The 23758-nt window shown below is 55.7% G+C and carries 16 protein-coding genes; 6 read left to right on the forward strand and 10 right to left on the reverse strand.

The window, feature by feature from the left end:
• Positions 1–20: 20 nt before the first annotated feature.
• Positions 21–2021 (reverse strand): ABC transporter ATP-binding protein, encoded by a 2001-nt coding sequence (locus Fuma_RS21965; RefSeq protein ID WP_083732230.1) that lies wholly within the window; start codon positions 2019–2021, stop codon positions 21–23.
• Positions 2022–2110: 89 nt separating this feature from the next.
• Between Fuma_RS21965 and mgtE the strand changes: the two genes are divergently transcribed.
• The 3 genes from mgtE to thrC all read left to right on the forward strand — a co-directional run bounded on the left by mgtE (position 2111) and on the right by thrC (position 6569).
• Positions 2111–3505 carry a magnesium transporter gene (mgtE, locus tag Fuma_RS21970; protein WP_077026014.1) on the forward strand — a complete coding sequence of 465 codons (1395 nt, stop codon included), beginning with the start codon at positions 2111–2113 and terminating at the stop codon, positions 3503–3505.
• Positions 3506–3967: 462 nt separating this feature from the next.
• Positions 3968–5101 (forward strand): citrate/2-methylcitrate synthase, encoded by a 1134-nt coding sequence (locus Fuma_RS21975; protein WP_077026015.1) that lies wholly within the window; start codon positions 3968–3970, stop codon positions 5099–5101.
• 79 nt (positions 5102–5180) lie between these two features.
• Positions 5181–6569 (forward strand): threonine synthase, encoded by a 1389-nt coding sequence (gene thrC / locus Fuma_RS21980; RefSeq protein WP_077026016.1) that lies wholly within the window; start codon positions 5181–5183, stop codon positions 6567–6569.
• A gap of 6 nt (positions 6570–6575) precedes the next feature.
• On the opposite strand, the gene Fuma_RS21985 is transcribed toward thrC, so the two are convergent.
• The 4 genes from Fuma_RS21985 to Fuma_RS22000 all read right to left on the reverse strand — a co-directional run bounded on the left by Fuma_RS21985 (position 6576) and on the right by Fuma_RS22000 (position 13252).
• Positions 6576–8018: a DUF1501 domain-containing protein gene (locus Fuma_RS21985; protein ID WP_077026017.1), complete on the reverse strand. Its 1443-nt coding sequence runs from the start codon at positions 8016–8018 to the stop codon at positions 6576–6578.
• A gap of 8 nt (positions 8019–8026) precedes the next feature.
• Positions 8027–10876 (reverse strand): DUF1553 domain-containing protein, encoded by a 2850-nt coding sequence (locus Fuma_RS21990; protein ID WP_077026018.1) that lies wholly within the window; start codon positions 10874–10876, stop codon positions 8027–8029.
• A gap of 177 nt (positions 10877–11053) precedes the next feature.
• On the reverse strand, positions 11054–12016 hold the full coding sequence (locus Fuma_RS21995; protein WP_229360707.1) for an endonuclease/exonuclease/phosphatase family protein: 963 nt from the start codon (positions 12014–12016) through the stop codon (positions 11054–11056).
• A 63-nt stretch (positions 12017–12079) separates the two neighbouring features.
• On the reverse strand, positions 12080–13252 hold the full coding sequence (locus Fuma_RS22000) for an ISAs1 family transposase (RefSeq protein WP_077022421.1): 1173 nt from the start codon (positions 13250–13252) through the stop codon (positions 12080–12082).
• Positions 13253–13699: 447 nt separating this feature from the next.
• On the opposite strand from Fuma_RS22000, the gene Fuma_RS22005 reads away from it, so the two are divergent.
• Both Fuma_RS22005 and Fuma_RS22010 read left to right on the forward strand, forming a co-directional pair.
• Positions 13700–14569 carry a PDDEXK family nuclease gene (locus Fuma_RS22005; protein ID WP_083732231.1) on the forward strand — a complete coding sequence of 290 codons (870 nt, stop codon included), beginning with the start codon at positions 13700–13702 and terminating at the stop codon, positions 14567–14569.
• Between the two features lie 333 nt (positions 14570–14902).
• Positions 14903–16624 carry a CAP domain-containing protein gene (locus tag Fuma_RS22010; protein ID WP_145944304.1) on the forward strand — a complete coding sequence of 574 codons (1722 nt, stop codon included), beginning with the start codon at positions 14903–14905 and terminating at the stop codon, positions 16622–16624.
• Between the two features lie 26 nt (positions 16625–16650).
• Here the strand turns inward: Fuma_RS22010 and Fuma_RS22015 are convergent, their stop codons facing one another.
• The 4 genes from Fuma_RS22015 to Fuma_RS22030 all read right to left on the reverse strand — a co-directional run bounded on the left by Fuma_RS22015 (position 16651) and on the right by Fuma_RS22030 (position 20019).
• Complete coding sequence (locus tag Fuma_RS22015; RefSeq protein WP_077026021.1) at positions 16651–17283, reverse strand: J domain-containing protein; 633 nt, start codon at positions 17281–17283, stop codon at positions 16651–16653.
• Positions 17284–17552: 269 nt separating this feature from the next.
• A complete protein-coding gene (locus tag Fuma_RS22020) occupies positions 17553–18332 on the reverse strand; it encodes a TatD family hydrolase (RefSeq protein ID WP_077026022.1) in 780 nt (259 codons plus the stop codon).
• A gap of 308 nt (positions 18333–18640) precedes the next feature.
• A complete protein-coding gene (locus Fuma_RS22025; RefSeq protein WP_077026023.1) occupies positions 18641–19546 on the reverse strand; it encodes a DUF1559 family PulG-like putative transporter in 906 nt (301 codons plus the stop codon).
• A 56-nt stretch (positions 19547–19602) separates the two neighbouring features.
• Positions 19603–20019 carry a carboxypeptidase-like regulatory domain-containing protein gene (locus Fuma_RS22030; RefSeq protein ID WP_077026024.1) on the reverse strand — a complete coding sequence of 139 codons (417 nt, stop codon included), beginning with the start codon at positions 20017–20019 and terminating at the stop codon, positions 19603–19605.
• A gap of 452 nt (positions 20020–20471) precedes the next feature.
• Here Fuma_RS22030 and Fuma_RS22035 point away from each other — a divergent pair, with 452 nt between their 5' ends.
• On the forward strand, positions 20472–21893 hold the full coding sequence (locus Fuma_RS22035; RefSeq protein WP_145944305.1) for a glycerophosphodiester phosphodiesterase family protein: 1422 nt from the start codon (positions 20472–20474) through the stop codon (positions 21891–21893).
• On the opposite strand, the gene Fuma_RS22040 is transcribed toward Fuma_RS22035, so the two are convergent.
• Positions 21875–23515, reverse strand: coding sequence for an alkaline phosphatase (locus tag Fuma_RS22040; RefSeq protein ID WP_083732232.1), 1641 nt, complete (start codon positions 23513–23515; stop codon positions 21875–21877). The genes Fuma_RS22035 and Fuma_RS22040 overlap by 19 nt on opposite strands.
• Positions 23516–23758 lie beyond the last annotated feature (243 nt).

The raw sequence follows: 23758 nt of genomic DNA on the forward strand, positions 1-23758 counted from the left end.
AGGGCGAATCCTGAGGACGCTTACGACTTCGATGTCGTCAACAAATTCGGGTCCGCCTTCCCTAACGTCATCTGAACCTGCTGTTCAACCATCGACTTGTACTTGCCACCGGAACTCATCAGTTCGTCGTGGCTGCCCGTTTGTGTAATCTCACCGTGCTCGACGACGCAAATCAGGTCGGCTCCTGCAATCGTGCTTAGCCGGTGAGCGATCACAAACGACGTGCGGTCCTTCATCAGTTTAGACAGCGATTCCTGAATAAGCTGTTCGCTGTCGGTATCCAGATTGCTGGTCGCTTCGTCCAGAATCAGCAGTTTAGGGTCCGCCAGAATCGCTCGGGCAATCGCCAGTCGCTGCCGCTGCCCGCCGCTTAGCCGCACGCCGCGTTCACCGATAATCGTGTGCATTCCGTCTGTCATGCGATCGATAAACTCAACCGCGTTCGCCGCTTCTGCCGCGCGGCGGATGTCGACGTCAGTGGCATCGCGGCGAGCGTACGCGATGTTGTCGGCAATGGTGCCGTCGAACAGGAACACGTCCTGCTCAACTACTCCCAGCAAGCTACGAAACGATTCGACGTCGTAGTCGGTCAGCGGAATGCCGTCCAGCAGTACCCGGCCTTCGGTCGCGTCGTAGAAGCGAGCTACCAGGTTACACAATGTCGTCTTCCCGGCGCCGCTCGGCCCAACCAACGCCACCGTTTGACCGGCCTTCACTTTCAGATCGATGTGCTGCAGAGCGGGCGAATCGGTGCCGGGATAGGCAAACGTAACGTCTCGGAATTCGATGTCACCTTTCGCCGTATCGCTATTGATGCGAATGGACTCCGGCGTCGAAACCATCTCGCGAGGTTCGTCCAGCAGGTCGAGAACTCGGTCCAGCCCGCTAAGACTATTTTGAAACGATGTCGCGCTGTTGGCCAAAGCTGCCAGAGGTTCCAGCAGCATCAGCAGGTAGACCAGAAACATCATCAGGTCGCCGATCGTAAGAGCCCCTTCCAGAACTCGCAATCCGCCGTACGACAGCAGTGCCGCGCTGGTGATGGGGATCATGGCCTCCCAAATCATCTCCACAATTCGCATCCACCACCATGCGTATAATTCCTTGCGCACCATCAGGTTGTTTTCGGTAATAAACCGAGCCGATTCGCGTTTCTGCCGACTGAACGCTCGCACAATGCGAATCCCGGCAAACGCTTCGGTCGCGCTGGCATCAATTTGTTCTCGCTGCTTGCGGATGGCCCGAAACTGAGGCCGGATTTTTCCAATCCACGCGCGGTGGCTGAAGAAGACCAATGGCAACAGCACGAGGGCTCCCAGCAGCAGGGTCCAGTCGACCCACGCCAGCACCAGAAAACTGCCAACCAATTGAATGACGGCCCGCCACGGGTTGTAAAGAAGTCCAAATACGAGCTCACCAACGCTGCCACCATCTTCGCGCAGGATGGACGCCACGCCGCCGGAACGGATTTCCTGAACTCGGTGCAGCGGCAGACGGATGGCGTGTTCGTAGACTTTGCGGCGCACATTCAACTGAATGTGTTTGGTAATTCGCGTCGCATACCAGCGTCCCCAAATGTGCAACGCGATCTTCATCAGCGAAATCGTGACGACGACCAGTACGGTCGCCATCAGCAGGTTTTTGGGATTCGTCAGCGACGGATACCGCGTTGCCAACCATTCCGGAAACGGCTCGGAAGACAGCACGTAGTCCACCAGAAACTTAGTCCCGGCGGGCGGGATCAACGCCAGCAGCGTGGCAACGGTCAACGAAGAAAGGATCGTGACGATCTGCCAACGAAAAGGTGACAGCAGCCCGAAAAAGCGAAAAATCAACTCCTTCGCGGGGCGCACTCGGTCTTTCCGGCCGCGTGCCGGTGTGGAAGAATGCACGCTGCCGCGCGGCAATGCGCCCGACTGAGCCTGCTGGCGGTAATTTTCGAAACGGGCTCGACTACTTGCCTTGGCTGTCTGAGTCAGAGCCTCTAGTGCATTCTGCGAATCGCTGTTAGAACTGTGCATGACTGATTGTACGGCGGAATATGACCTTGCCAGCCTTCGATCGGCGCAGCATTCCTGTTTTTGACGAACTTGAGAACACTTAAAACGCGATGACTGAAACGGCAGAACCAGAAGCGACACCGGAAACAACCGCCATCGGCGATGCGTGGGATCAACTCGAAGTCATTGTCGAAGCCGCCGACCCGGATGCCGCGCATGAATTTCTGCGAGAATTGCCGCCCGGCGAAACGGCTCGGCTGGTTGCTCAACTTTCCGATTCTGAGCAACACGAATTCATCACGCTGCTGCACGATACAGACGCCGCCAGCCTGATGGAATCGCTGCCGGAATTGCAGGCGGCTCAGTTGCTGGCCGCTTTGCCCGCCGAACAGGCGGCTCAAATTTTTGACGAAATGGAGAGCGACGAGCAGGTCGACCTTCTGGACCAGATGACGGACGAACAGTCCGAAGCCATTCTGGAGGAAATGGATCCGGACGAAGCCGAGAACGTCCGCTTTCTGGCGAAGTACGACAGCAACAGCGCCGGTGGCTTGATGATCACCGAATTCCTCGCATTCGAAGAATCGGCAACCGTCGACGACGTGCTGAAGGATCTGCGGCGCAATGCGGAAGAGTACGCGGAATACAACGTTCAATACATCTACGTCCTGGACCACGACAAACAATTGATTGGCGTGCTGCGTTTGCGAGACCTTTTATTGGCCCCGCCAACGAAGGCCATCGCACGACTGATGATTGCAAACCCGGTCAGCGTTTCGGATTTGACAACGCTGGAAGACCTGCAACACATCTTTGACGGTCGGCCGCTGTTTGGACTTCCCGTCGTCGATGCAGCCGGAGCGTTGGTTGGAGTGGTCCGCCGCAGCGATATCGAAGAAGCGGGCGAAGAGCAGGCGGGCCGAACGTTTCTGCGCTTCGCTGGGATTTTGGGTGGCGAAGAACTGCGCAGCCTGCCCCTGAAAACTCGCTGCGGACGTCGCCTGTCGTGGTTGAGCATCAACATCGTTCTGAACATCGTCGCCGCCAGTGTCATTTCTATGTACGAAGAAACTCTGTCGGCCGTGATCGCACTCGCCGTATTCCTGCCGATGGTTTCCGACATGAGCGGCTGCAGCGGCAACCAGGCGGTCGCGGTTAGCACGCGAGAACTGGTGCTGGGCGTGATCAAACCGGGCGACTTTCTGCACGTGTTCCGTAAAGAGTTTACGCTGGGACTCCTGAACGGAATTGCACTGGGTGTGTTGCTGGGAATCGTAGCTTTGGTCTGGAAAGGAATGCCGGCACTCGGCCTGGTAGTGGGCGGAGCGTTGGCGGCGAATACGCTGATCGCCGTTTGCCTGGGAGCCCTCATTCCACTGTTGCTGAAGGGCTTCAAACTGGACCCGGCGCTCGCATCAGGTCCGATTCTGACCACGCTGACGGACATGTGCGGGTTCTTTCTGGTGCTGTCATTCGCCCAGCTATTGCTGCCGTGGCTGACGTGATCGCTGTGGGCTGGTGATTGGTTGGCGGTGGCGGCGTGTCTGCCGATTGGCTCGCTAATTCTCCGCGTGCCCATGGGCTCTGTTTCGAGTGTCGGGCAACGCAAGCGGCCTCTGGTTTCCTGGAGCCCAACCGAAACATGGGCTGGAAGGGCAAAACAGGCACGGTGGCAACTTCCGTCACAGTGTTCACGGCCGGACCTAACTTCCGCAGCGGAAACGACTTTCAACCGATTCGACGAACGTGGTGGCGATGGGGCAGCGAATGGTTCCCAGACGTCAGGCCAATGGTGTAGACTTGGCGATGTTAGCCCTGTCATGTGACGGGCCGGGAAGTGCGGGACATCGCAGACCAGTCATGATGACGGACCTCCTGTGCCTCAATTATGAAGTTCGCTTCTCGTCGGGAACGCCGCTGAGCAATTCGCTCAGTCAATCGGAATGGACTCCGAAAAGGACTAAGACATGGATGCAATGCCCGCTTCTCAACTGGTGAAAGGACTTCGCCATCTGGTGAAGGATGTCGCCACGCCGCCCGTCTCCAAAGTCAATCGAATCGGCACTGGCGAATTGAACGGTGCCGCCACTAAATCGACCAGCCTGATCAGTTTCGACGACCAGCAGGTTCGATACTGCTCGATTGATGTGCAGCAATTGTGCGACGAAGGATCGTTCGAAGCCGTGATTTGGCTACTGCTGAACGGCGACGTCGCAAACGGCGAACAGCTTGCAGATTGGTGTTCGATTCTGAATGAAGCAGCCGTCGTCGATCAGCCAATCGCCGACATGATCGGCGCAGTGCCGCTGCAGACTCGCCCGCTGGACTTGCTGCCATTGGGTATCTCGCTGCTGTCCTGCTTCGACCCGACTCCGTGCGACCGCAACCTGGCGGCCACAAGGTCTCAATTTTGGCGCGTGCTGGCTCAGTTGCCCGTGCTGCTGCACGTCGCATTTGGCGGTCGCCTGTCCGACGGGCGAGCTTTCGACGAAGACACCGACCGATCAACTTCGTTTGCCGGGCGGCTGTTGCGGATTCTTCGCGATGACAACGTCGCTCCGTCGCCGACCGAAGAACACGCCATGAATGCCGTGTTAATCTGCGAATGTCTCACAGAGCAGCGGCCCGCCTGCATGCTGGCTCGGATGTTTGGCGACACGGTCAACGACGCCGTGGCGGGGCTGAAAGCCGCTTCCGCAATGTACGTTTCTCAACTTCGCAACGATCCGTTCGCATGGACAGCAGAGAAACTAAAGTCGTTCAAGACCCCTGAACAAACAGAACAATGGTGGCTGGCTCGCACGCCTCAGGCAATGCCGTTCGGCTTTCAGGAAGAACGGGAAGATGGCCGGAGCGAAGTGCTACGGCATCACTGCCGGGAATTGCTGGGCACCGTCGAAAACATGGTGATGGAAGCGTCCGCCTCGCGGCTGGAAACGCTACTGGCTCGCGAAAACCAGCAGCCAACAGTCGACTGGACTGCCACGCGAGCACTCACGCTGCTGGGTGTGCCGGAAGACCGCGTTTCTCTCGCAATCGGGATCGCCCGCATGGTTGGCTGGGCCGCTCAGACAATTGAGCAACACGGCTCTGGAAACTGATTGCCTGCCGATCTACGCTACGCGGAAAGTGCGGCCGATCGGATAAGCAATTCAGAACAACCTCGGAACCTAACAAATCATGTCCCATGCGTTTCAGCAGTGTATTCACCCCGACTGCCAGGCCACGTTCGATCTGAATCAGATTCTGACCGCCTGCGAAAAATGCGGCAGCCTGCTGGACGTGCAGTACGACTGGGATCAGCTGCCGGTTCCGAAGTCGCTAAAAGACTTCGAACGCCGCTGGAGTAATCGGCTGAACCCACTGGATTTCAGTGGCGTCTGGCGGTTTCGCGACCTGCTGCCGTTTCCCAAAGACAGCGACATCGTCACGATCGGTGAAGGGCAGACGATTCTGCAACAAAACGATCGCCTGGCAAAACATGTGGGCATGGATGCTGGCCGACTGTTTCTGCAATACGAAGGACTAAATCCGTCCGGCAGCTTCAAAGACAACGGTATGACCGCCGCATCCACGCACGCACGCATGGTCGGCGCGAAGATGACGGCCTGTGCATCGACAGGCAACACAAGCGCGTCGCTGGCGATCTATGCCGGAGTATCCGGGCTGTTTCAATGCGTCGTGTTTGTTGGCAGCGGAAAAATCGCCTACGGGAAACTGTCTCAGGCTTTGGATTACGGAGCCACCACGCTGCAGATCAAAGGCGACTTCGACGACGCGTTAGCGCGAGTCCGCGAAGTGTGTGCCGAACATCCCATCTATCTTTGCAACAGCGTGAATCCGTTTCGGCTGGAAGGTCAGAAGACGATCATGTTTCGCGTGCTGGAAGGTCTCGGCTGGGAAGTGCCGGACTGGATTGTGGTGCCCGGCGGGAATCTCGGAAACAGCAGCGCCTTCGGCAAGGCCTTCATGGAACTGAAGAAACTGGGTCTGATCGATCGCATCCCACGACTGGCGATTATCAACGCGGCAGGTGCGGGCACGCTGGACGATCTGGTGAATAACAAAGACCTGCAATGGAACGACGGTCGCAACGACGCTGACATTATTCGCAGTTACTACGCCTCGATGGACGCTGACGACCGTCGAGCCAGCACATTGGCTTCGGCCATTGAAATCAATCGCCCCGTGAATCTTGTGAAGGCACTGCGAGCCCTCACCATTTGCGACGGTGTCGTTCGCAGCGTAGTGGATCAACAGATCGTGGACGCTCGCGCACTAATCGCAGCCAATGGTTTTGGCTGCGAACCCGCCAGCGGTGCCACCATTGCGGGATTGCAGCAGCTTCGCGAAGAAGGTGTGATTGCGGCCAGTGACCGAGTCGCCTGTGTGCTGACTGGTCACCAGTTGAAAGACCCGGACCTGACGGTGGCGTACCACACGGGCGATCCGGAAAAACAGGCTGAGAAACTGCATCCCGCCGGAGTCCACCTCACGCCGCACGCGAATTCGCCAGTGGTCGTCGAGAACGACAAGCACGCGATCCTGAAGGCGTTGGGACTCGGGTAACTTCCGTTACGCGAAAATATCTTTGACCACTCGCCCAAAGACGTCGGTCAACCGGAAATCGCGACCGGCGTAGCGGTAAGTCAGTTGTTCGTGGTCGAGACCCAGCGCGTGCAGGACGGTGGCGTGAAGGTCGTGCATGTGGACTTTGCCGTCCACCGCTTCATGGCCAATTTCGTCCGTAGAACCGTAGCTAAATCCCTTCTTCACGCCGCCTCCCGCAAGGAACACTGTAAAGCCACGCGGATTGTGGTCTCGGCCGTCATTGCTTTGATTAAACGGAGTACGGCCGAATTCTGCGCCCCACCAAACGAGAGTGTCTTCCAGTAAACCGCGTTGCTTCAGGTCCGCCAGCAGCCCGGCCACCGGCTTATCGGTGGCGGTCGCGTGTTCCATGTGTTTGGGCATGTTGCTGTGCTGGTCCCAACGCGGGTTGGGTGATTCGTCGGCGTAATTGATCTGCACAAAACGCACGCCGGATTCTGAAAGTCGGCGAGCCATCAGGCATTGACGCCCGAAGGCGTCGGTAGGCTTCGATCCGATGCCGTACATTTCCTGAGTCGTCGCAGTTTCTTCTGACAGATCCAGAATGCCGGGAGCTTTGTTCTGCATTCGCCAGGCGAGTTCGTAGCTTTTGATGACGGCTTCCAGGCGATCGTCCTGTTCCGTACGCCGCTGAAGTTGAGCTTGATTAAGTTGCTGCGTGAGGCGAAAACGACTCTCAGTTTCCGCATCGTTCAGGACCGGATTGCGAATATGATCGATCGTCATCTGATCGATCGACCGGCTGGCTCGGCCGATCGCGGTACCCTGATACACCGAAGGCAAAAACGCATTGGAATAGTTTCGTGGTCCGCCTTTTGTGTCCGAAGGCTGCAACTGGACAAAGCCAGGCAGGCTCTGATTTTCTGTTCCCAACCCGTACATCAGCCACGAACCCAACGACGGCCGAACCAGATTAGTGGCTCCCGTATGCATGAAGAGCGTCGACGGGCCATGAGCCACACCTTCCGTGTGCATGCCCTTCAGAAAGCACAGGTCATCAACGTGCTTGGCGATCTCCGGAAACAGTTCACTCACATGCTGGCCGCAATTGCCGTACTGCCGAAACTTCCACAGTGGCTTCATCAGAGTGCGCTGGCTGACTTTGCCGAAACTGTTGAACCGTACTCCGGTAAAATCAATCGTCTTGCCGTCTCGCGCAATCAGGTCCGGCTTGTAATCGAACGTGTCCACATGGCTGGGTCCGCCCTGCATAAAAATGAAGATCACTCGCTTCGCTCGCGCTGGCAGCAACGGCGTTCTCGCGCGCAGCGAATGGTCGACTGCTGGCGCTGCTTGAGCTTTCTGTTCCGCCAGCATGCTGCCCAGGGCCAGTGAACCGAAACCGCAGCCGGACGACTTCAACCAGTCTCGCCGGCTACGTACAACGTTGTTTGCGTATGAGTTCATAGTCTTCACTAATCAACGTAACGAAAGTCTACAGAAGCAAACAATGCCTGAAACACGGCCGTCCATGCCTGCTGTGGTTCTGCCGAAGAAGATTTCACAAAGCTGGTCAGTGTTCGCAATTCTGCGTCACTGGGCGGTCGACTCAACGTTGCCAGGTACGCTTTTTGAATCAAAATATCTATCGTCGCCGGATCAGACGATTCTGTTGCCAGAAAGTGTTTAGCTGCGAGCTCAGACTGTTCCAGCACAAACGGGCTGTTTAACAGGTACAGGGCCTGCGAAGGCAGGGTGCTGCTGGCGCGGCGCCCCGTCACGAGGTTCGGGTTGGCCACGTCAAAGACACTGAAAATTTCCAGCATGGAGTTTCGAAAAAACGGCACGTACACACTTCTCATCGTGCGGCTGAATTTGCGGTGATCGTAGGCGTTGTCGTATTGAGCAATCCGTTCGATTGTTCGTCCGCCCGTCGTATCCAGATCCAGTTGCCCGCTGATTTGCAACACAAAATCACGCAACGATTCTGCGTCCAGACGTCGACGGAAGCCCTGCGTAAGCAACCGATTGTCCGGGTCGCCTGCCTGTCGCGGGGACGACGCCAGCCGATAGACGCGTGACGTGGCGATCCTTCGGATGAGCTTCTTAACCGACCAATGATCTTCATGCACAAATGTGTATGCGAGATAGTCCAGTAGTTCTGGATGAGTCGGTGGCCGGCCCATTTTTCCAAAGTTGTCTGGCGTGCGGACGAGGCCTTCGCCAAACAAGTGCAGCCACACACGATTCACGAATACTCGGGCAGTGAGCGGATTTTCAGGCGATACCACCCAATCAGCCAGTTCTAACCGACCGCTGCTACCGTCCGGAATCTGCAGACGCTGAAATTCCCCCTGTTCGTTCAACGGGCTAGCGACCGTAACGGCCGTGCGCGGCACGACCGGGCCCAAATTCCGAATGCCGCCTCGCACGTGAATATGCCAGTCGCCAGGCTCCGCTTCGTCCTTCACGCCCATCGCCGCCGGCTTTTTCGGTTTGGACCTTCCATGCTGCTTCAGCTTTGCCTCCAACTCCCGTAGTTCCGCAACCAGCGTCTGAATGTGTTTTGCACGTTCCGGATCGACCTTGTCGCCCGCCACTAATTCGACTGGCACAAACTGAACCGCGTCAATAATCAACACACCGTTACCCGCTTCTTCCGGGTTCACTGAAACGACGGCGGGTTGATCTGCTGTGAATTCGAATTCACCAAGATCTGCGAACAGACCATCCACGCCCGGCCGAGTTCGTTGATCAATTGTGACGGTCGACATGCCGCCCGCGTGGTGAACGTCGATCGGCACGCGATCGCAGCGGTTACTCGACGAACTATACGCATAGCGAACTCGATACCTGCCTGATTGCGGCAACATCGTTTCGAATGCTGCTCGCCGGTCCACCTTCATGTTTGCATCATGCTGATACCCTTTGCCAACGTAGGCCTGCACGCTGGCGGACGGTGTCCAGTCACCGGCCAACCTGGCATCCACGTCATCCACTACAATGCCGGGCAGCGAGTCAGGATTCACGGCCGCCAGCGATGTCGCGGCAGACACGGGTACCTGCTTTTTAAGGGCCGCAATTTGTTGCTTGAGTGCTTTGTCCGTTGTCGTCCATTTTTCCAATGCGGTCGCATCGATGCCGTTGTTAAGGCTGGTGGTCACATACGTGCTGACATTGCCGGGCAGCAGTGTTTGAGTACTCCGAAAGATGCCCGCCATGCCGTAGTAGTCGGCCGTTGGCAGCGGATCGAACTTATGATCGTGACAGCGAGCACAACCAAGCGTGAGCCCCAAAAAGGTGCGACCCAGCGTGTCGATTTGTTCGTCCACAACTTCCATTCGCAGCAGTTCCTTGTCCTGCTGCTCATAGTTGGTTGGTCCCAGAGTCAGATATCCAACGCCCGTCACCTGATCGTCGCGCTGCTGGTCGGTTTCGAAGGGGAGAAGGTCGCCAGCGATGTGCTCACGGGCTAACTGATCGAACGGCTTGTCATCGTTGAACGACTGAATCACATAGTCACGAAACCGCCAGGCTTCAGGAAACATCAGGCTTCGTCCGCCGCCGCTGGATTCGGCAAAGCGGGTCACATCCAGCCAGTGTCGCCCCCAACGCTCGCCGAAATGCCGTGACGCCAGCAGTTGATCGACGACGTTCGCAATCGCACCGTCCGGATCTGTTTCGTAATCGTCGATGAAGGCGGCGATGTCATGTCGCGACGGAGGCAGGCCCACCAGTCCGAAGTGCAGTCGCCTCAGTATTTCATACGGCGTAGCATCGGAGTTCGGCTTAAGACCTGCTTCGCGATGTTTGGCGACCACAAAACGGTCGATGTCCGTCATCGGCCGATCATCTGAAGCTGGCGGCGGTGGAACATTTGAAATCGGCTGAAAACTCCAGAACTTCCGGCCTTCATGCAGATCGATGGAAGTGCGAGTGATCGTCTTGCCACCGGCGCGAGGATCTTCCGCACCGTCACGAATCCATTTTTCGAAATCGGCGACGACTCGGTCAGGCAACTTCCTGTCCGGCGGCATCTCAAACGATTCATGCTTCAAGGCAGACAACAGCAGACTGTCCGCAGGGTTACCGGGCACAACCGCTGCCCCCGATTCACCACCGTCTCGCGTGCCAGCTTTGGAATCCAGCAACAGCCCGCCACGCACGTTCTTTGCATCGGCGGAATGGCATTCGTAGCAGTGTTCAATCAGAACGGGACGAATTCGCGACTCAAAGAAGTCAATCTTTTCGTCGGCGCGAACTGTTGTCGTGACCGCAACAATCAGCAGGACGGCAATTCGAAACGGCGGGATTGATCGGCTCATTTGACTGCGCGTTATCAAAAAGGCGGGGCGAACAGCGGGCCGGGGGACCAATCATGGTAACCAATAACGTTGCCTGATGAAAGAATGGCTCGTGAATCGCCAAAATTTGCTGGCCACAGCGCCGATTAAGTCGTGCGATGCGGGCCATCCACGGTCGAATTCAGTATCACGCGGCCATCAGTCTTCGGGCGGCTGATCCAGTGCACCGGGCTTCTTGAGTTCTTCGACCGCATCCTGAGCGTCTTCGCGATCTCCAGCGTCGAGGTCGGGTGCTGATTGCTCCTGCTGCGCATCGGGCTCGTAACTCAAAACAACCGACAGTGGCAAATGATCAGACCCAATATGCGACAATGTCTTCAGCGACACGACGCGGAAGTCGTCTGAATGAAACAGATGATCAAGCGGATATCGCCACACTCGCGAATTTGCATTGAACGTCGGGTACAAGCCACGACCTTTTCGCGGGTCGAGCAACCGGCTGACTTCCTGAAACAGGTCCGTTGTGCGCGACCAACCAACGTCATTCATGTCGCCCAACACGATCGCACTTTGCTGGTCGCGTATTTCCCGTCCAACTAACACCAGTTCGGCATCGCGTTTGGTGGTATCTTCACCCGGCCGAGGTGGATTCGGATGAACGACGAACAACCGGACAGGGTGTCCGCATCGCAACTTGACCATCGCGTCAATCGACGGAATCGATTCTTTGACGATGCCTCGCACTTCGGCTGAAAGAATTTCCAGCTTCGAATACATCGCCAGCCCATACTTATTCTCCAAAGGATGCTCAACACGATAAGGAAACTTCGAACGAAGTGGGCTGAGGTCGTCGACCCAGCGTTGATTAACTTCGCACAGCACAACAACGTCTGGCGATTGCTGTTCAACAAGGTTTAGCAGCGCACTGGCATCGTCGTTATCCTGCAAGACGTTGGCTGTCAAAAATTGAATCCGAACCTCTGGATCTTTGGACGTCGCCCACTGCACCTGGCGCGGGGCGACCGGCAGATAGGGAAAAATCCAGTACAACTGAATACAAACGCCGACAGCAAGAAGCACGGCCGCCGGTTTTGCGTATGGTTGTTTGTACAGAAACCCCAACACCACCAACCAAATCAGGTATGCGATCAAAAGTTGCACGCGCGGGAAGTCGCCGATTCGGACCCACCACCAGTTGACCGGCAATAGCAGGGCCAGCGCATACTAAGTTGTTTTGCCGGTAAGGATTTGCATCAAATAGTCAATGTTCCATCCGGCCATTCTTCTTTTCATGACGTTGCTTTGTTTGCCAGGATGTTTCTTGATGAGGCTGAGTGTGAGTCGTCTGAGCCATGACAAATTGTTCGCGAAGATTCGGTTTCGGACTCGACTCTCATCCTCGCGGTAGGTCATGTCGAGACTCCAGTGCAGCGTGTTTTCTATGGCCCAGTGACCACGAACCGTTGTTGCGAACAGCTCGCCTTTGCGACGCAGACTGCTGATGTAGTAGCGAACGTCAGAATGATGAATGCCGTCCTGCTCGTACATTCGGATCGCCGTTCCGATGGTCTTGAGTCCGGCCCATTTGTGGCCCACGTCAAAATCGACAGGCACGGTCGCCTGATAGTAGATTCTCTGTTCCTGCCGACCGTGTCCCTTCTCTGTTTCTTCATAGCGACTGACGGGACAGCGAGCGAAGTCATCCTCCAGGTGATCGAGAAAAAACTTCTGCACGACCTCATAGAGTTTCGGTTGGTTGCCTTTCAGGGCTAACACATAGTCTGCATTGCCAGACACGATCTGCTGCGCAATGTTTTTTTGACAACCCGCTGCGTCAATCGTAATGATCGCCTCATCGATATTGATTTCGTTCAGTAATTTCGGGATCGCGGTGATCTCGTTCGACTTCTCTTCCGTCGCCACCTGTCCCAGAGAAATCCCCTGATCAGAAGCCCACGCACTCACGATGAACAACGCACCCAGCCCATTCTTTTTGTCATGTGATCGACGGAGTGCTTTGCCATCAATCGCAATCTGTTTTCTGTAGCCTTCTTTCTGTTCGTCGGAAAGTCCTTCCAGCGATTCAATCCATTGCACGAAGCACGCTTGAAAGTCGTTCGGCTTCAGGAGAGAAAGGACGCGCCGGTACGTATCTTTTTTCGGAATGCCATGCGGAAGTGCCAGGTGTTTCTGCAGGCCATCGGCATTCAGTCGCGCCCATTCCGCAATCGCACTGGGGCCGTCGGCGTTGGCCAGCACTCCGCAAATGGCGATCACAATCACATCACCAAGCAGATGCAGACGATTGATGTTGGAACGCGGGTCTTTCAATTGATCAAAGTAATGAACAATGTTTCCTGTCAGCTCCTGGGTGACCGCCAGTTCAACTGTCGACATCTCTTGTCCTCTCCTCGTGAAGTCCGATGTTACGACACGAAAAGACTAACCAATACTCACTTGTCGCGCCAGCCTAAATTGCCCAAAGTGCGCGCTGGCCCTGCCGGCAATAGTGGAGCCAGGGCCGTGACGATCAGGACCACGGCAACCGAAAGAACAAAAAGCATCAACAGGAACATAAGCGGGCGTTTCTCAGTATTATCGCATTCAACATCGCGGCTGCCGCGTGGCAAAACGTGACAGTCGAGGCAGAAAAGAGTAGTGTAAGTAGTCCGGCCTATTGTCGGTGAGCTTCACACGATCGTACCGGGATTTTTAGCAATTATCGTGTCTTCGAGCGTCAGACAAAAATTGCGGCAAACAACGGACGCATGGCATTCGCGCTGTTGAGCCGCAAGGCAGTGTCGTGGTCCACAGATTGACATCTCCCCTAAAGTTGGAATCTGAATGATGGCAGATACGTCAAAGATCAGGCTACGCATTCTCGTCACCGCCGGACGGGTATCACTTGCCGTGTTGATATTGTGCTGTTTTTTGGAACGCAGCTTCGGCCAGAAATCCGCACCTTCAGCAACGGAAACGACGACGGTTGAACGCGGCTCAAAAACCGCGAAGGACGGATTTAAGAACGAAGATGACATTCGCGATCGGTTTAACAACTGGAAACAGGACGACAACGCAAAAGCATGGCTAAAAGCCATGAACTACCGCATCGCGGACATTGAAAACGTCAACGCCGTTAAACCGCACGGCTATAAGGCAGATGTGGAAGTCACTGTGAAAACAGCAAAGGCAATACAGGTCGAGCGGATTTCCATCAAGCTGGTGAGTTCCGCCAATGGCTTCAACCAAATCGACAAACGCTGGCTGGCGACCTACGCCAAGATGTGGAAGATGCCGCCGGTTGTCGTGAAGGGGCTGAAATACTTTGTGGGAGAAACTCCGCCCTATAAAGCAAGCCGACGTGACGAACGGATGTACCTGAATGAACTGCCCGAAGAAACTCAAAAAGCAGTGCTGAAGTTTTTCGCCAGCCACAAGAAGCAAATCGTTTCGGACTTGCTGGAAGGCGACGGCGAACACAGGGCGAATTGGTTCATGGTGACCTTTAAAGGGAGCGACAAACCCCAATGGCTGATTAAACCAACAGCGGACGCCGTAAGATTTTTCAGCGAAGGAGACGTCGTGATGACGCGAGCTGGGAACCTGAAAATCGGCCGGATCGGCGTGCAGCGTAAGGGCGGAGACAATGGCCGAGAAACAGCAAAGATGCTGCAGTTCAAAATCAACCCCGTACAGTTGTTTGACGCGGAATGAACTTAACGCCGCGTTTGCCGAGGCGGTGTGTTCGAATACAGGAAATACATACCTGACGGGATCGGGCCCGATTCCTCGATAAGGGATACAGCGAGGTTCGCACACAAGTTTCCGGGAATATTCGGTGGTATGTTTACGCGGTCAATCGCCCCAACACGGTATAGTTTGAAGAGAACTCGGCTGGGCAGCAAGTCGACTACGCAGCGCGCCAACCTGTGCACGAACAAACCGGCCAACGGCGTTGCACAAACAATTATAAGCGGAAGCACTAGATAGACAGGAAGAATCAGGGCAATGAAAAACCGTCGTCGTTCGCGCCAATTGGGATTAGCGATGCCAGCCACTTGCAGGACAGGCGTGCAGGCGCTGGAAGATCGTCGCCTGCTAAGCGTCAGTGCTCAGGAACAGTTCTTCGTCTACCGGCTGAATCGAGCGAGACACGACCCGCAGGCTTATGCGGGTGAAGCCGGGTTGGGCAACATCCTGTCGAGCCAGCCCGTCCGGCCACCGCTGGCCGTGAACAACAAGCTGTTTGATGCGGCCAAATTTAAGAGCCTGGAAATGGCAAACAACGACTATTTCAGCCACACGAGTGCGGTCACCGGCGTCTCGCCAAACAAATTGGTACGCGATTTCGGCTACGAGTTGCAGTCAAACTGGGATAACAACGCCAACTTTGTTGAATCGTTGGCGGGCGGACATATTTACAGCACAGCTGCGCAAGCTATGGACGCCCTCATTATTGACGAAGGTGTCGTGGGGCTGGGGCATCGCAAACACCTGCTCAGCACGCCCAACGATTTCGACAAAGAGATCGGAATCGGTTACGCCAAGAACTCCAGCGCAACCTATGAAAGCTACTGGACAGTCCACATCACGCGATCCCATCCAGACGATCGGTTCCTCACCGGCGTCACCTTCAATGATGCCAACAACAATAACCGCTACGATCTGAACGAAGGAATTGGCGGCGTTCAGGTTAAAGCGGGCGACAAGCAGACCACCAGCAACGCTCACGGCGGCTGGTCGATCAAAGTTGATCCCGGTACGTACAACGTCACCGCGTCCGGTGGCGGATATACTGGCACGTCGTTTGTTCGTGCAACGGTGGGTGAAGGCAATGTAGAAGTCGATTTTGAATCAGGCCTGGCCACAGGCTACCTGGACTTCGACCTGTTTACGCAAACGCCTGGCTTCTCCGTCACCGAAAGCGATGGTAGCACAAGCGTTTCAGAAACTGGATCCACAGATGCATTTGAAGTTGCGCTGACGGCTCGCCCGCAGTCCAATGTCGTGCTGAACATCAGCAGCGGCGATACCACCGAGGCTACAGTCAGTCCGAACACGGTTACCTTCACACCTTCCAACTGGGATCAACCTCAAGCGGTTACGGTGACCGGAATCGACGATGTGCTGGTTGACGGAAGTCAGACGACCAGCATCACGGTCTCGGTCAACGACGCCGCCAGCAATAACGAATTCGACAACCTTGCCGACCAGGTCATCACCGTCACCACAACCGACGATGACGTGGCTTCGCAGGCGCCGGGAAATGTCGACGGCAGCATAAATTTCGACGCGAACGATTCGTTTCTTATTCACCTTGTGCAGCTGGCTGGCACGAACGATCAGATTGCTCAATCACTGGGCACCAGCCAGTTAACGCCGCAAGCCATACGCACCGCAGTGACGAATCTTGGCACCGCGGGAGACGTAGACGGCAGCGGAACGTTTAACGGCAACGACTCGTTTTTGATCCACCTTGTACTGCTCGCCGGAACGGACGACCAGATCGACCAATCCAAGGGAGCCAGCACGCTAACGGCGACCGAAATCCGAAGCCGAATCACCAGCCTCGGCACAGCGCCGCGACGCTCGCGACTTTCTTCACGGACGACTTCCCCAACTCTGCCGCCATTAGACAAGGATGAATTGTTCGCAGCGGCAGACCAACCAGGTGGCTCGCCTGCAACCATTGAAGCAGCCGCTCCCTACGAGGATTCAGCGGTCGACTTCGCTGACGAGGCCTTCCGTAACTGGATCGACATCCTTTGATTGAAGGCTCACCCAGCAGCGTGGCTCTAAGTTCCTCTAACGGCCCTTGCAAGGTGAGGCGTGCCTGCGACAGCGGTGGTGCGACGTCCATCGATACTCGCGACACCTGGTTGCCTTGGAGACTGCATGGTTAGCGTGCGATCGGGCGACGTGATTCGTTGTTCGCTGGCTTCGATACGATCAATGCCATCAGCGGTGATTGCGTATAGCCCACATTCCTCGCGCTTGATCCACCCTTTTTCGCGAAAGTACCAAAGGTGAAACTCCAGCACTTCTGCGGGGCAGTCCATGACCTGTTCCAGCGATGACGAACCGATCCCCGGTTGCCGCATGTCACGTCGACGTTGCGAATAGAACAGAGAAAGCAATCTGTGTCGATCATCACAGTCCGCGGCGGTCGATTTTGCCCCCTTGGCAATTTCTGATTTTTCGACCTGAAATTCTTTGTACCTGACGTCATAAGCCGCCCGCTTCTGCGGATCACGCAGCGTGGTATACGCGGCCAATAGTTGGCGGAACTTCAGACTGTCGCCGGTCTCCGAATTGTCCGGATGATAGCGTTGCCCGAAAAAGCGGAAAATGCGTTCGATTGTTTCGCTGGTCGCGTTCGAACTCACCTCCATGACCTCGTAGAAATCAATAAATTCGAGGTCGTTCATTTTGGCACTGCTTTGCTGAAAACGGTTTCCCGACTGCCTTATGTTTGCCTCGGTGTTGCGGCGTCAATGAGGGAGCAAACTGGCATCGGCGATCGCTGCCGGGAGAGGCCGGAGCGGCACGTAATCGATAACGCTTGAAGCCTAGTTTGCGGTGCGCACTCGTCTCGAATTCGTCGCCGGCTGGCGACGTACTTCGGGTTTTCCAGCACCGTGCGTGCGGCCTTTGCGGATTGCATCGAAAATACCGCCATAAAACAGACCGGAACCTGTCACGCGAGGCGGAACAATCGCTTCGCGTTCGCCGTCGTCTGAGCGGCCAGCTCTGCGGGACTCATGCCATGAACCGCGGCGAGGCATTCGGCGGTGTGCCGTACCCAGGCCGGTTCATTTCGCTTGCCACGCTTCGGATGAGGCGCCAAATACGGCGAATCGGTCTCGACCAGCAATCGCTCCAGAGGAACAGTCTTCGCGACCTCACGAAGTTGGTCATTTTTCTTGTAAGTCACCATGCCGGCAAACGAAATATGCATCCCCATAGAAACGCACTCGGCCGCCATGTTGGCGTCACCGCAGAAGGAATGCATCACTCCGTTCAGTGCTCCGTGCTTGAAATCGTCTTTCAACATCGCCAATACGTTTGCTTCAGCGTCGCGGCAATGCACGACAAACGGCTTCCCGCATTCTCGAGACAACTGAAGGTGCAGCTCAAAGTACTCCTGCTGCACATCCAGCGGGGCGTGATCCCAGTACTGATCTAACCCCGTTTCTCCAATGCCGACTGCTTGAGGATGTGCGGCCAGCTCCACAATTCGCTCCCAGTCGCCAGGTTGAACCTCCGACGCGTAATTGGGCTGAATACCAACGACCGCAAAGACCTGCGGAAACCGATCGGCCAGAGCCACCGCCGCTTCGCTGGTCTGAACGGTGATTCCAATCGTTAGCATCTTTTCGACACCGCTGTCAATCGCCTGCTGAACGACTTCGTCGAGGTCGTTATGGAAGGCTTCTGCATCAAGATGGCAGTGCGTATCGATCAATACAGGTGTCATGCGGCGTTCAACTTGAAATAGCGGATTGCGCAGGTCTGTTTATGCAAAGCGTTTCGCTCCCACGCGTCCGCTGTGAAATCTCGCCGCGTGTCGAAACGAAATCATGTCAGGCCGCACACAGTAGGAAATTTCGCGCAGCACGTCACCCAACCACGCAATCAGTCCGCGGCACAAAATGTCTCTTCATCGCTCTCGAAAGATGACGGCCGTTTAACAAAGTTTCTGGCACAAAAAAAGCGAGCAACAGACAGGCAGTCTGTTGCTCGCATCGCGTTTACGTCAGTTAGTTAGCTAGTTGGTGCGACGGTTTAGAACTCGCCGACCACTTCTCCGCCCTTGGTCGTGCTCAACGCTCGCCAGTTGTCGAGGTCAACATTCTCAGAGACGAACCGAACTGCTCCGTCACCCATCAACACCTGAACGCCACCGGTGTGCATACTGCGGGCCGCGAACATTGTTGGGTTCGTTGAATTGGAAACATCGCACGGCAGGTTCTGCAATGGCTCGTTGTTGCAGTAGCTGGACGAATAGATACGGTCTGGCAGATTTGAGTTAGGGCCAAGATAAGTTGTGAACTGACTCGCGTCACCCCACCATCCAAAGCCACGCAAGTCTGTGCCGTTGCCCTGAACAACTTCAGCCATGAGGAAAGTGTTTGACGTCCCGTCCTGCAGGTCACGCATTTTGAAGGCTTTGAGATTAGCGAACGGTGCTCCGCCAAACTTGACGCCGTTCAAGTCACTCTGCTGACCGTAGCCAGTGTTCCCGAAGTTCACAGAATAGTTGTGAGAGGTAATACCAGAGAACGGGCGATTGTCTTTGTCACTCGGGCAACTCAGCGCTGCTAGCCGTGTCGTCGTAACTGGAAGATTGGCGGCCGAACCATATCGTGGCCCGGTCGCATCGTTGCCGCCGCTGTTCTGGTACAGCTCGTAGAGATTTGCCTGTTCAATGTAAGGCAGGATCGGTACCTGCCATGTCCCCCAGCAGCAATTGTGTCGACCAATCGGAAACGTCAGAAAGACGTCGTGGTAGTTATGCATGGCCAGACCAAGCTGCTTCATGTTGTTTTTGCACTGCGTTCGGCGAGCCGCTTCTCGCGCTTGCTGAACAGCTGGCAACAACAGTGCAATCAGAATCGCAATGATGGCGATCACCACAAGTAATTCGATGAGTGTAAAGCCCCGTTGACGGGCCCGAGTTTGTGTCTTCATTGGTCTCTTCCTCAACTCAGAAATGGAAAAACAAAAAGTATTTATCACACCGCCCGCTATTTGGCGGCTTCGATATCCAATTTGTAAACGTTGTCCTCGCCCGCCTTGACGGTGAAGGTTTCAGTACTGTTTTTGTTGTACTTGGCAGGTATCAACTCGGCCGCAATCTGGCGGGATTCGCCCGGCATTTCGACCAACTCGGCAGTTTCGTCTGATGCACTGATGCGGACGAGATAGTCTCCGGGTGGCAACCCCTTGTCCTCAGGAACAGCAAATTTCCCAACGTCTATCTTCGCGCCAGATGCGATTCCTTCGCCTTTAGGCGTGAATTCAATAGAACCGCGCGCGAGTGGCTCGCCACCATAAGTGATCTCGCCCGTCACGGCCTGACGGTTGAGCGGGTTTCCGTCTCCGCAACCCGTGAAAATCAGGGCGATGACGAGTAAAAAAGCGTACTGAAGTCGAGTTTGCATTGTTGGCCTTATGCAGGTTGGGAAAGAGCCTATCTGGAAGGCGCCAGTGCGACTTCTCAAGGCAGATGCAGGGGTGAACGAACGATTACGGCAGGATATTGGCAGGCGTTCAGTACTATAGTACCGGTCGAGATAACGCGATTCAACTGGCCAGAACGGAAATAAACGGCAATCCAGGCTGCATCCCTTCGCCATTTCGAAGCAAATCCCGGACCATTCATCTCTCTTCAATGACAAGCTATGGCTCTGTGCCATCGCGTCCAGGGAGTTCAATTTCTGTTTACGAATACGTTCCCTGGTTAGCAGCAACGGGGGGCACTGAGTGCTTCGACACGATAGCTAGAAGCACGCGTATCACGTGCCCCCAAACGCGGGCCAGTGGCATATTCCTGGAAACCGGTCGGTTGCGCCGCTAGATTGCCCGGAAGCCAACCAACCTCCGGAGCAACAATGTGATCAGATTCGTTTTCACCACAATCGCCATCACCGTCACTTTCCTGGGACACCTGTCGCCTATGGACCATCGATGCTCAGCTCAGGTCGCGAAGTCGGGAGACGAGCCAGTCCTGATGGAAACCTTTGATCAGGCCGGAACATCGCCGCCAGCCGACTGGAACGTGGTCGAGGGCTATTGGCGGGTGGAAGATGGTTTGTTGGTGGCCGATTCGCTGGATGGTGAATCGTATATCACCTTTGGCGAACCGTCCTGGCAGAACTACGAAGTGGAGGCGACCGTCACATTTCGCGAGGTGCGGAATGAGGCGCGGTGGGTGTCGATATTGGTGCGAGCGACTCCGAACGGTGAAACCCCATGGTCGCAGGCGGTGGTGCGTTTCGACAGCACCAAGCCCAACGGTATGGAGTTCGCCGTGAAGACATCCGCGAAGCAATGGAGCGTGCGCAGCAAAGGATCGACCGCCGCCAAACGGAAACTCAATCAGCCACAACGACTGAAAATCGCAGTACGCGGTTCGCGTGTAGACATCTTTCTGGATGGCCAGCAGGTTGTTAACAGCCAGCTATGTGTCGACCGAGCGACAGGCTGCGTCGGGCTGGGCGTCAGTGGCTGCGTTGCCGCATTCGATGACGTTGCGGTGCGACAGTTGCCGCCGTCAGAGAACAAGCCAGCCGATTCCTCACGCCGGGCCGACGTTGTCGCGCACCGCGGTTTTTCAGCAATTGCTCCTGAGAACACATTGGCCGCTATTCGAGCCGCCATCAAGGCCGGAGCAACCGGTTGCGAGTTCGACGTCTACGCCTGTGCCGACGGGACGATTGTGTTGATGCACGACAAAACGGTAGAGCGAACGACCAACAGCACCGGTCAAGTGACCGACTTAATGCTACAACAATTGCGAAAACTGGACGCCGGTTCGTGGAAAGATCCGAAGTATGCAGGCGAACCAGTCCCGACGCTCACCGAGGCGCTAAAGCTGCTGAAGGGCACAGGGTGTCAGCCGGTGATTGAAATCAAGATGGAAGGAATCGCGAAGCAGGTGGTCAGCGATGTACGAGCTCTGGAGATGGTTGATCAGGTCGCGATCATCGCATTCAGTGCCGACGTTGTGCGAGAAGTGCGGGAGCTTGAACCACGCATCGTGTGTGCCTGGTTGAGTAGCAAAGAACTGTCGGGGTCAGTGACCGAACAGGCCGACTGGCTGCAGAAGCAAGCTCGAGCATGCCACGCAAAACTGCTGGACCTGCGTTTCACGATGCTATCACCCGAACTGGTGACTGAACTGAAAAAACGTGGGCTGGGCGTGTGGACGTGGACCGTTAACGAATCGGCAGTGATGCAGGCATTGCAGCAATGGGGCGTTGACAGCATCACCACCGACCGGCCGAATTTACTAAATCAATCGGCGGATTTTTGAACGAGTACTTCCGGCTGAACCAAGTGAAAATAGTGGCCATGGTCAGCGGTTAAAATCAGAGCCGTTTCGTCCCAGCCACCGTTTTCTTCAATCCACTTAACGACTGCACGGAAGGCATCATCGCCGCTGATGACGGCACCGATTGAGCTGTCGATGTTGTTGGAATGGTTCGCCCAATCGACGTCGCCCGATTCAACCATCAACCACCAGCAATCAGAACGTGACTGAAGCAGGTCGACCGCGGCCAGAGCCATCTGTTGCAGCGTCACGTTCTCGCGCAAATCTTCTTTGCTGTAGGCTTCTGCCTTGGCGGACGACGGGTTGCCAACATTCACAACGGGGTCGTAATTACCGTCCGCGGTGCGATAAGGCAGATGCCCTCGTTCAACGCCGAAATAGCCAAACAACCGCTGCTGCTGCTTCTTCGCCTGCGACACGGCCGCGTTCAATACTTCAGGGCCGGGCTCGCCACTGGTCCGTTGAGCAACAACATACTTGCCACCATTCGCAACATCGATGGCAGCGAGGTCGTCATCCGTAATGTACCGATTTCCCGGTACGAAATTCTTTCCCTGCGATCCATCTTTGTCCTGGTCGATCCCCCATCCGCCTCCCATCAAAACATCAACTCCCGGTAGGCCGTTCGGGTTAAACACTGACGGCCGACCGATCAAGTCGCGCGTGATATCCTGGTAATCGTTCCGATGCACGTTGTTGGCATACGCGCAGGCAGGCGTGGCGTGACTGATGGGGACACTCGTCACCACACCGATTGCGAACCCGTCATCCTGCAGCGTTCGGGCGATTGGCAGCACGCCATTGCCAGTCGCGTCGACGTTAATCGCCGCGTTGTAAGATTTGATGCCCGCCATAAGTGATGTGGCTGATGAGGCCGAGTCCGTGTACGCATGCGGCGTAATTTCGCTTTTACCGATGGGGTATTGGGCGTCCGTGACTTTGCTCCATGGTGCTTCTCCGCCAAGCGTCACGTCATAGCCACCTCGCAACTTTCCGCCCGGCGTCGTCACGGTTTGCTTGTCGACATTGACAGCCGTTCCGTCGTTGTGAGGGCTCGTCACAAAGTAACCGAAATCCGTCTTCGCACCTCGATAATCCAGAAAAGCCAATCCTTCGCCACGACCTTCGTCATACGCCACCTTTCCTGCCTTGACGATGGCTGCGTTGCGAGTTGTTTGCCAGTCCATCCCATCGAACACAAACAGGATCACTCTTTTTTTTCCAGCCGCGACGGCAGCTTCCTGCAATTTGTAGATGTCCGTCTGGTCGAAGTACTCCGCCTTCGGGTTCAGCGTTTTCTCAGGCAGATACCCATACAAATTCTTGATGCCATCTTCATCGCGATACACACTGTTTTCGCCAGCAAACGCCTTGAGGTCGATGCCGAATGTATATGCCGGGATTAGCCGGTTACTGTGAGTCGTCCAGCTGGAGTACTTTTCTGGATTCGGCCCCCAATGGCCCCAGTCTGATTTGTTAGACGTGGCAGCGGCCGCCTGCAATTCGGCAATGCGGTCGGCAGCCTGCGACGAAGGAAGGCTGTTGCCTGTCGTCAGCGTGGCTACGGCGAGGATGGAAACGCACGTACGGCGCAAACGAATCATCGGGATTTCCTGATCTAAACGATGTGGAGGAAGGAGAATATTCGGCGAGGCTGTTGGGGACCGGTCATTTCACGCACGAGTTGCCGGTCAAAGGGGAGGATCATTATTAGATCGCGTGTTGGAAAAAGAAAGAGACGGCAATCAATTTCACAACAGTACAACGACGGCCTCTCTCCGTTTCGGTGCTGTGGTGAGCAGTTGTCTGAGATTCGCAACAAAACTATGATTCCGCCTGTGCGGGCC

This window comes from Fuerstiella marisgermanici (genome assembly GCF_001983935.1).
Classification (GTDB): Bacteria; Planctomycetota; Planctomycetia; order Planctomycetales; family Planctomycetaceae; genus Fuerstiella; species Fuerstiella marisgermanici.

Bases quoted from the DNA above. Each gene is read 5' to 3' on its own strand.
- Fuma_RS22010 (WP_145944304.1), top strand. From the start codon at position 14,903: ATGCCAGCCACTTGCAGGACAGGCGTGCAGGCGCTGGAAGATCGTCGC.
- Fuma_RS22005 (WP_083732231.1), top strand. From the start codon at position 13,700: ATGATGGCAGATACGTCAAAGATCAGGCTACGCATTCTCGTCACCGCC.
- Fuma_RS22000 (WP_077022421.1), bottom strand. From the start codon at position 13,252: ATGTCGACAGTTGAACTGGCGGTCACCCAGGAGCTGACAGGAAACATT.
- Fuma_RS21985 (WP_077026017.1), bottom strand. From the start codon at position 8,018: ATGAACTCATACGCAAACAACGTTGTACGTAGCCGGCGAGACTGGTTG.
- Fuma_RS21975 (WP_077026015.1), top strand. From the start codon at position 3,968: ATGGATGCAATGCCCGCTTCTCAACTGGTGAAAGGACTTCGCCATCTG.
- Fuma_RS22030 (WP_077026024.1), bottom strand. From the start codon at position 20,019: ATGCAAACTCGACTTCAGTACGCTTTTTTACTCGTCATCGCCCTGATT.
- Fuma_RS21990 (WP_077026018.1), bottom strand. From the start codon at position 10,876: ATGAGCCGATCAATCCCGCCGTTTCGAATTGCCGTCCTGCTGATTGTT.
- Fuma_RS22025 (WP_077026023.1), bottom strand. From the start codon at position 19,546: ATGAAGACACAAACTCGGGCCCGTCAACGGGGCTTTACACTCATCGAA.
- Fuma_RS22020 (WP_077026022.1), bottom strand. From the start codon at position 18,332: ATGACACCTGTATTGATCGATACGCACTGCCATCTTGATGCAGAAGCC.
- Fuma_RS21965 (WP_083732230.1), bottom strand. From the start codon at position 2,021: ATGCACAGTTCTAACAGCGATTCGCAGAATGCACTAGAGGCTCTGACT.
- mgtE (WP_077026014.1), top strand. From the start codon at position 2,111: ATGACTGAAACGGCAGAACCAGAAGCGACACCGGAAACAACCGCCATC.
- Fuma_RS22015 (WP_077026021.1), bottom strand. From the start codon at position 17,283: ATGAACGACCTCGAATTTATTGATTTCTACGAGGTCATGGAGGTGAGT.
- Fuma_RS22040 (WP_083732232.1), bottom strand. From the start codon at position 23,515: ATGATTCGTTTGCGCCGTACGTGCGTTTCCATCCTCGCCGTAGCCACG.
- thrC (WP_077026016.1), top strand. From the start codon at position 5,181: ATGTCCCATGCGTTTCAGCAGTGTATTCACCCCGACTGCCAGGCCACG.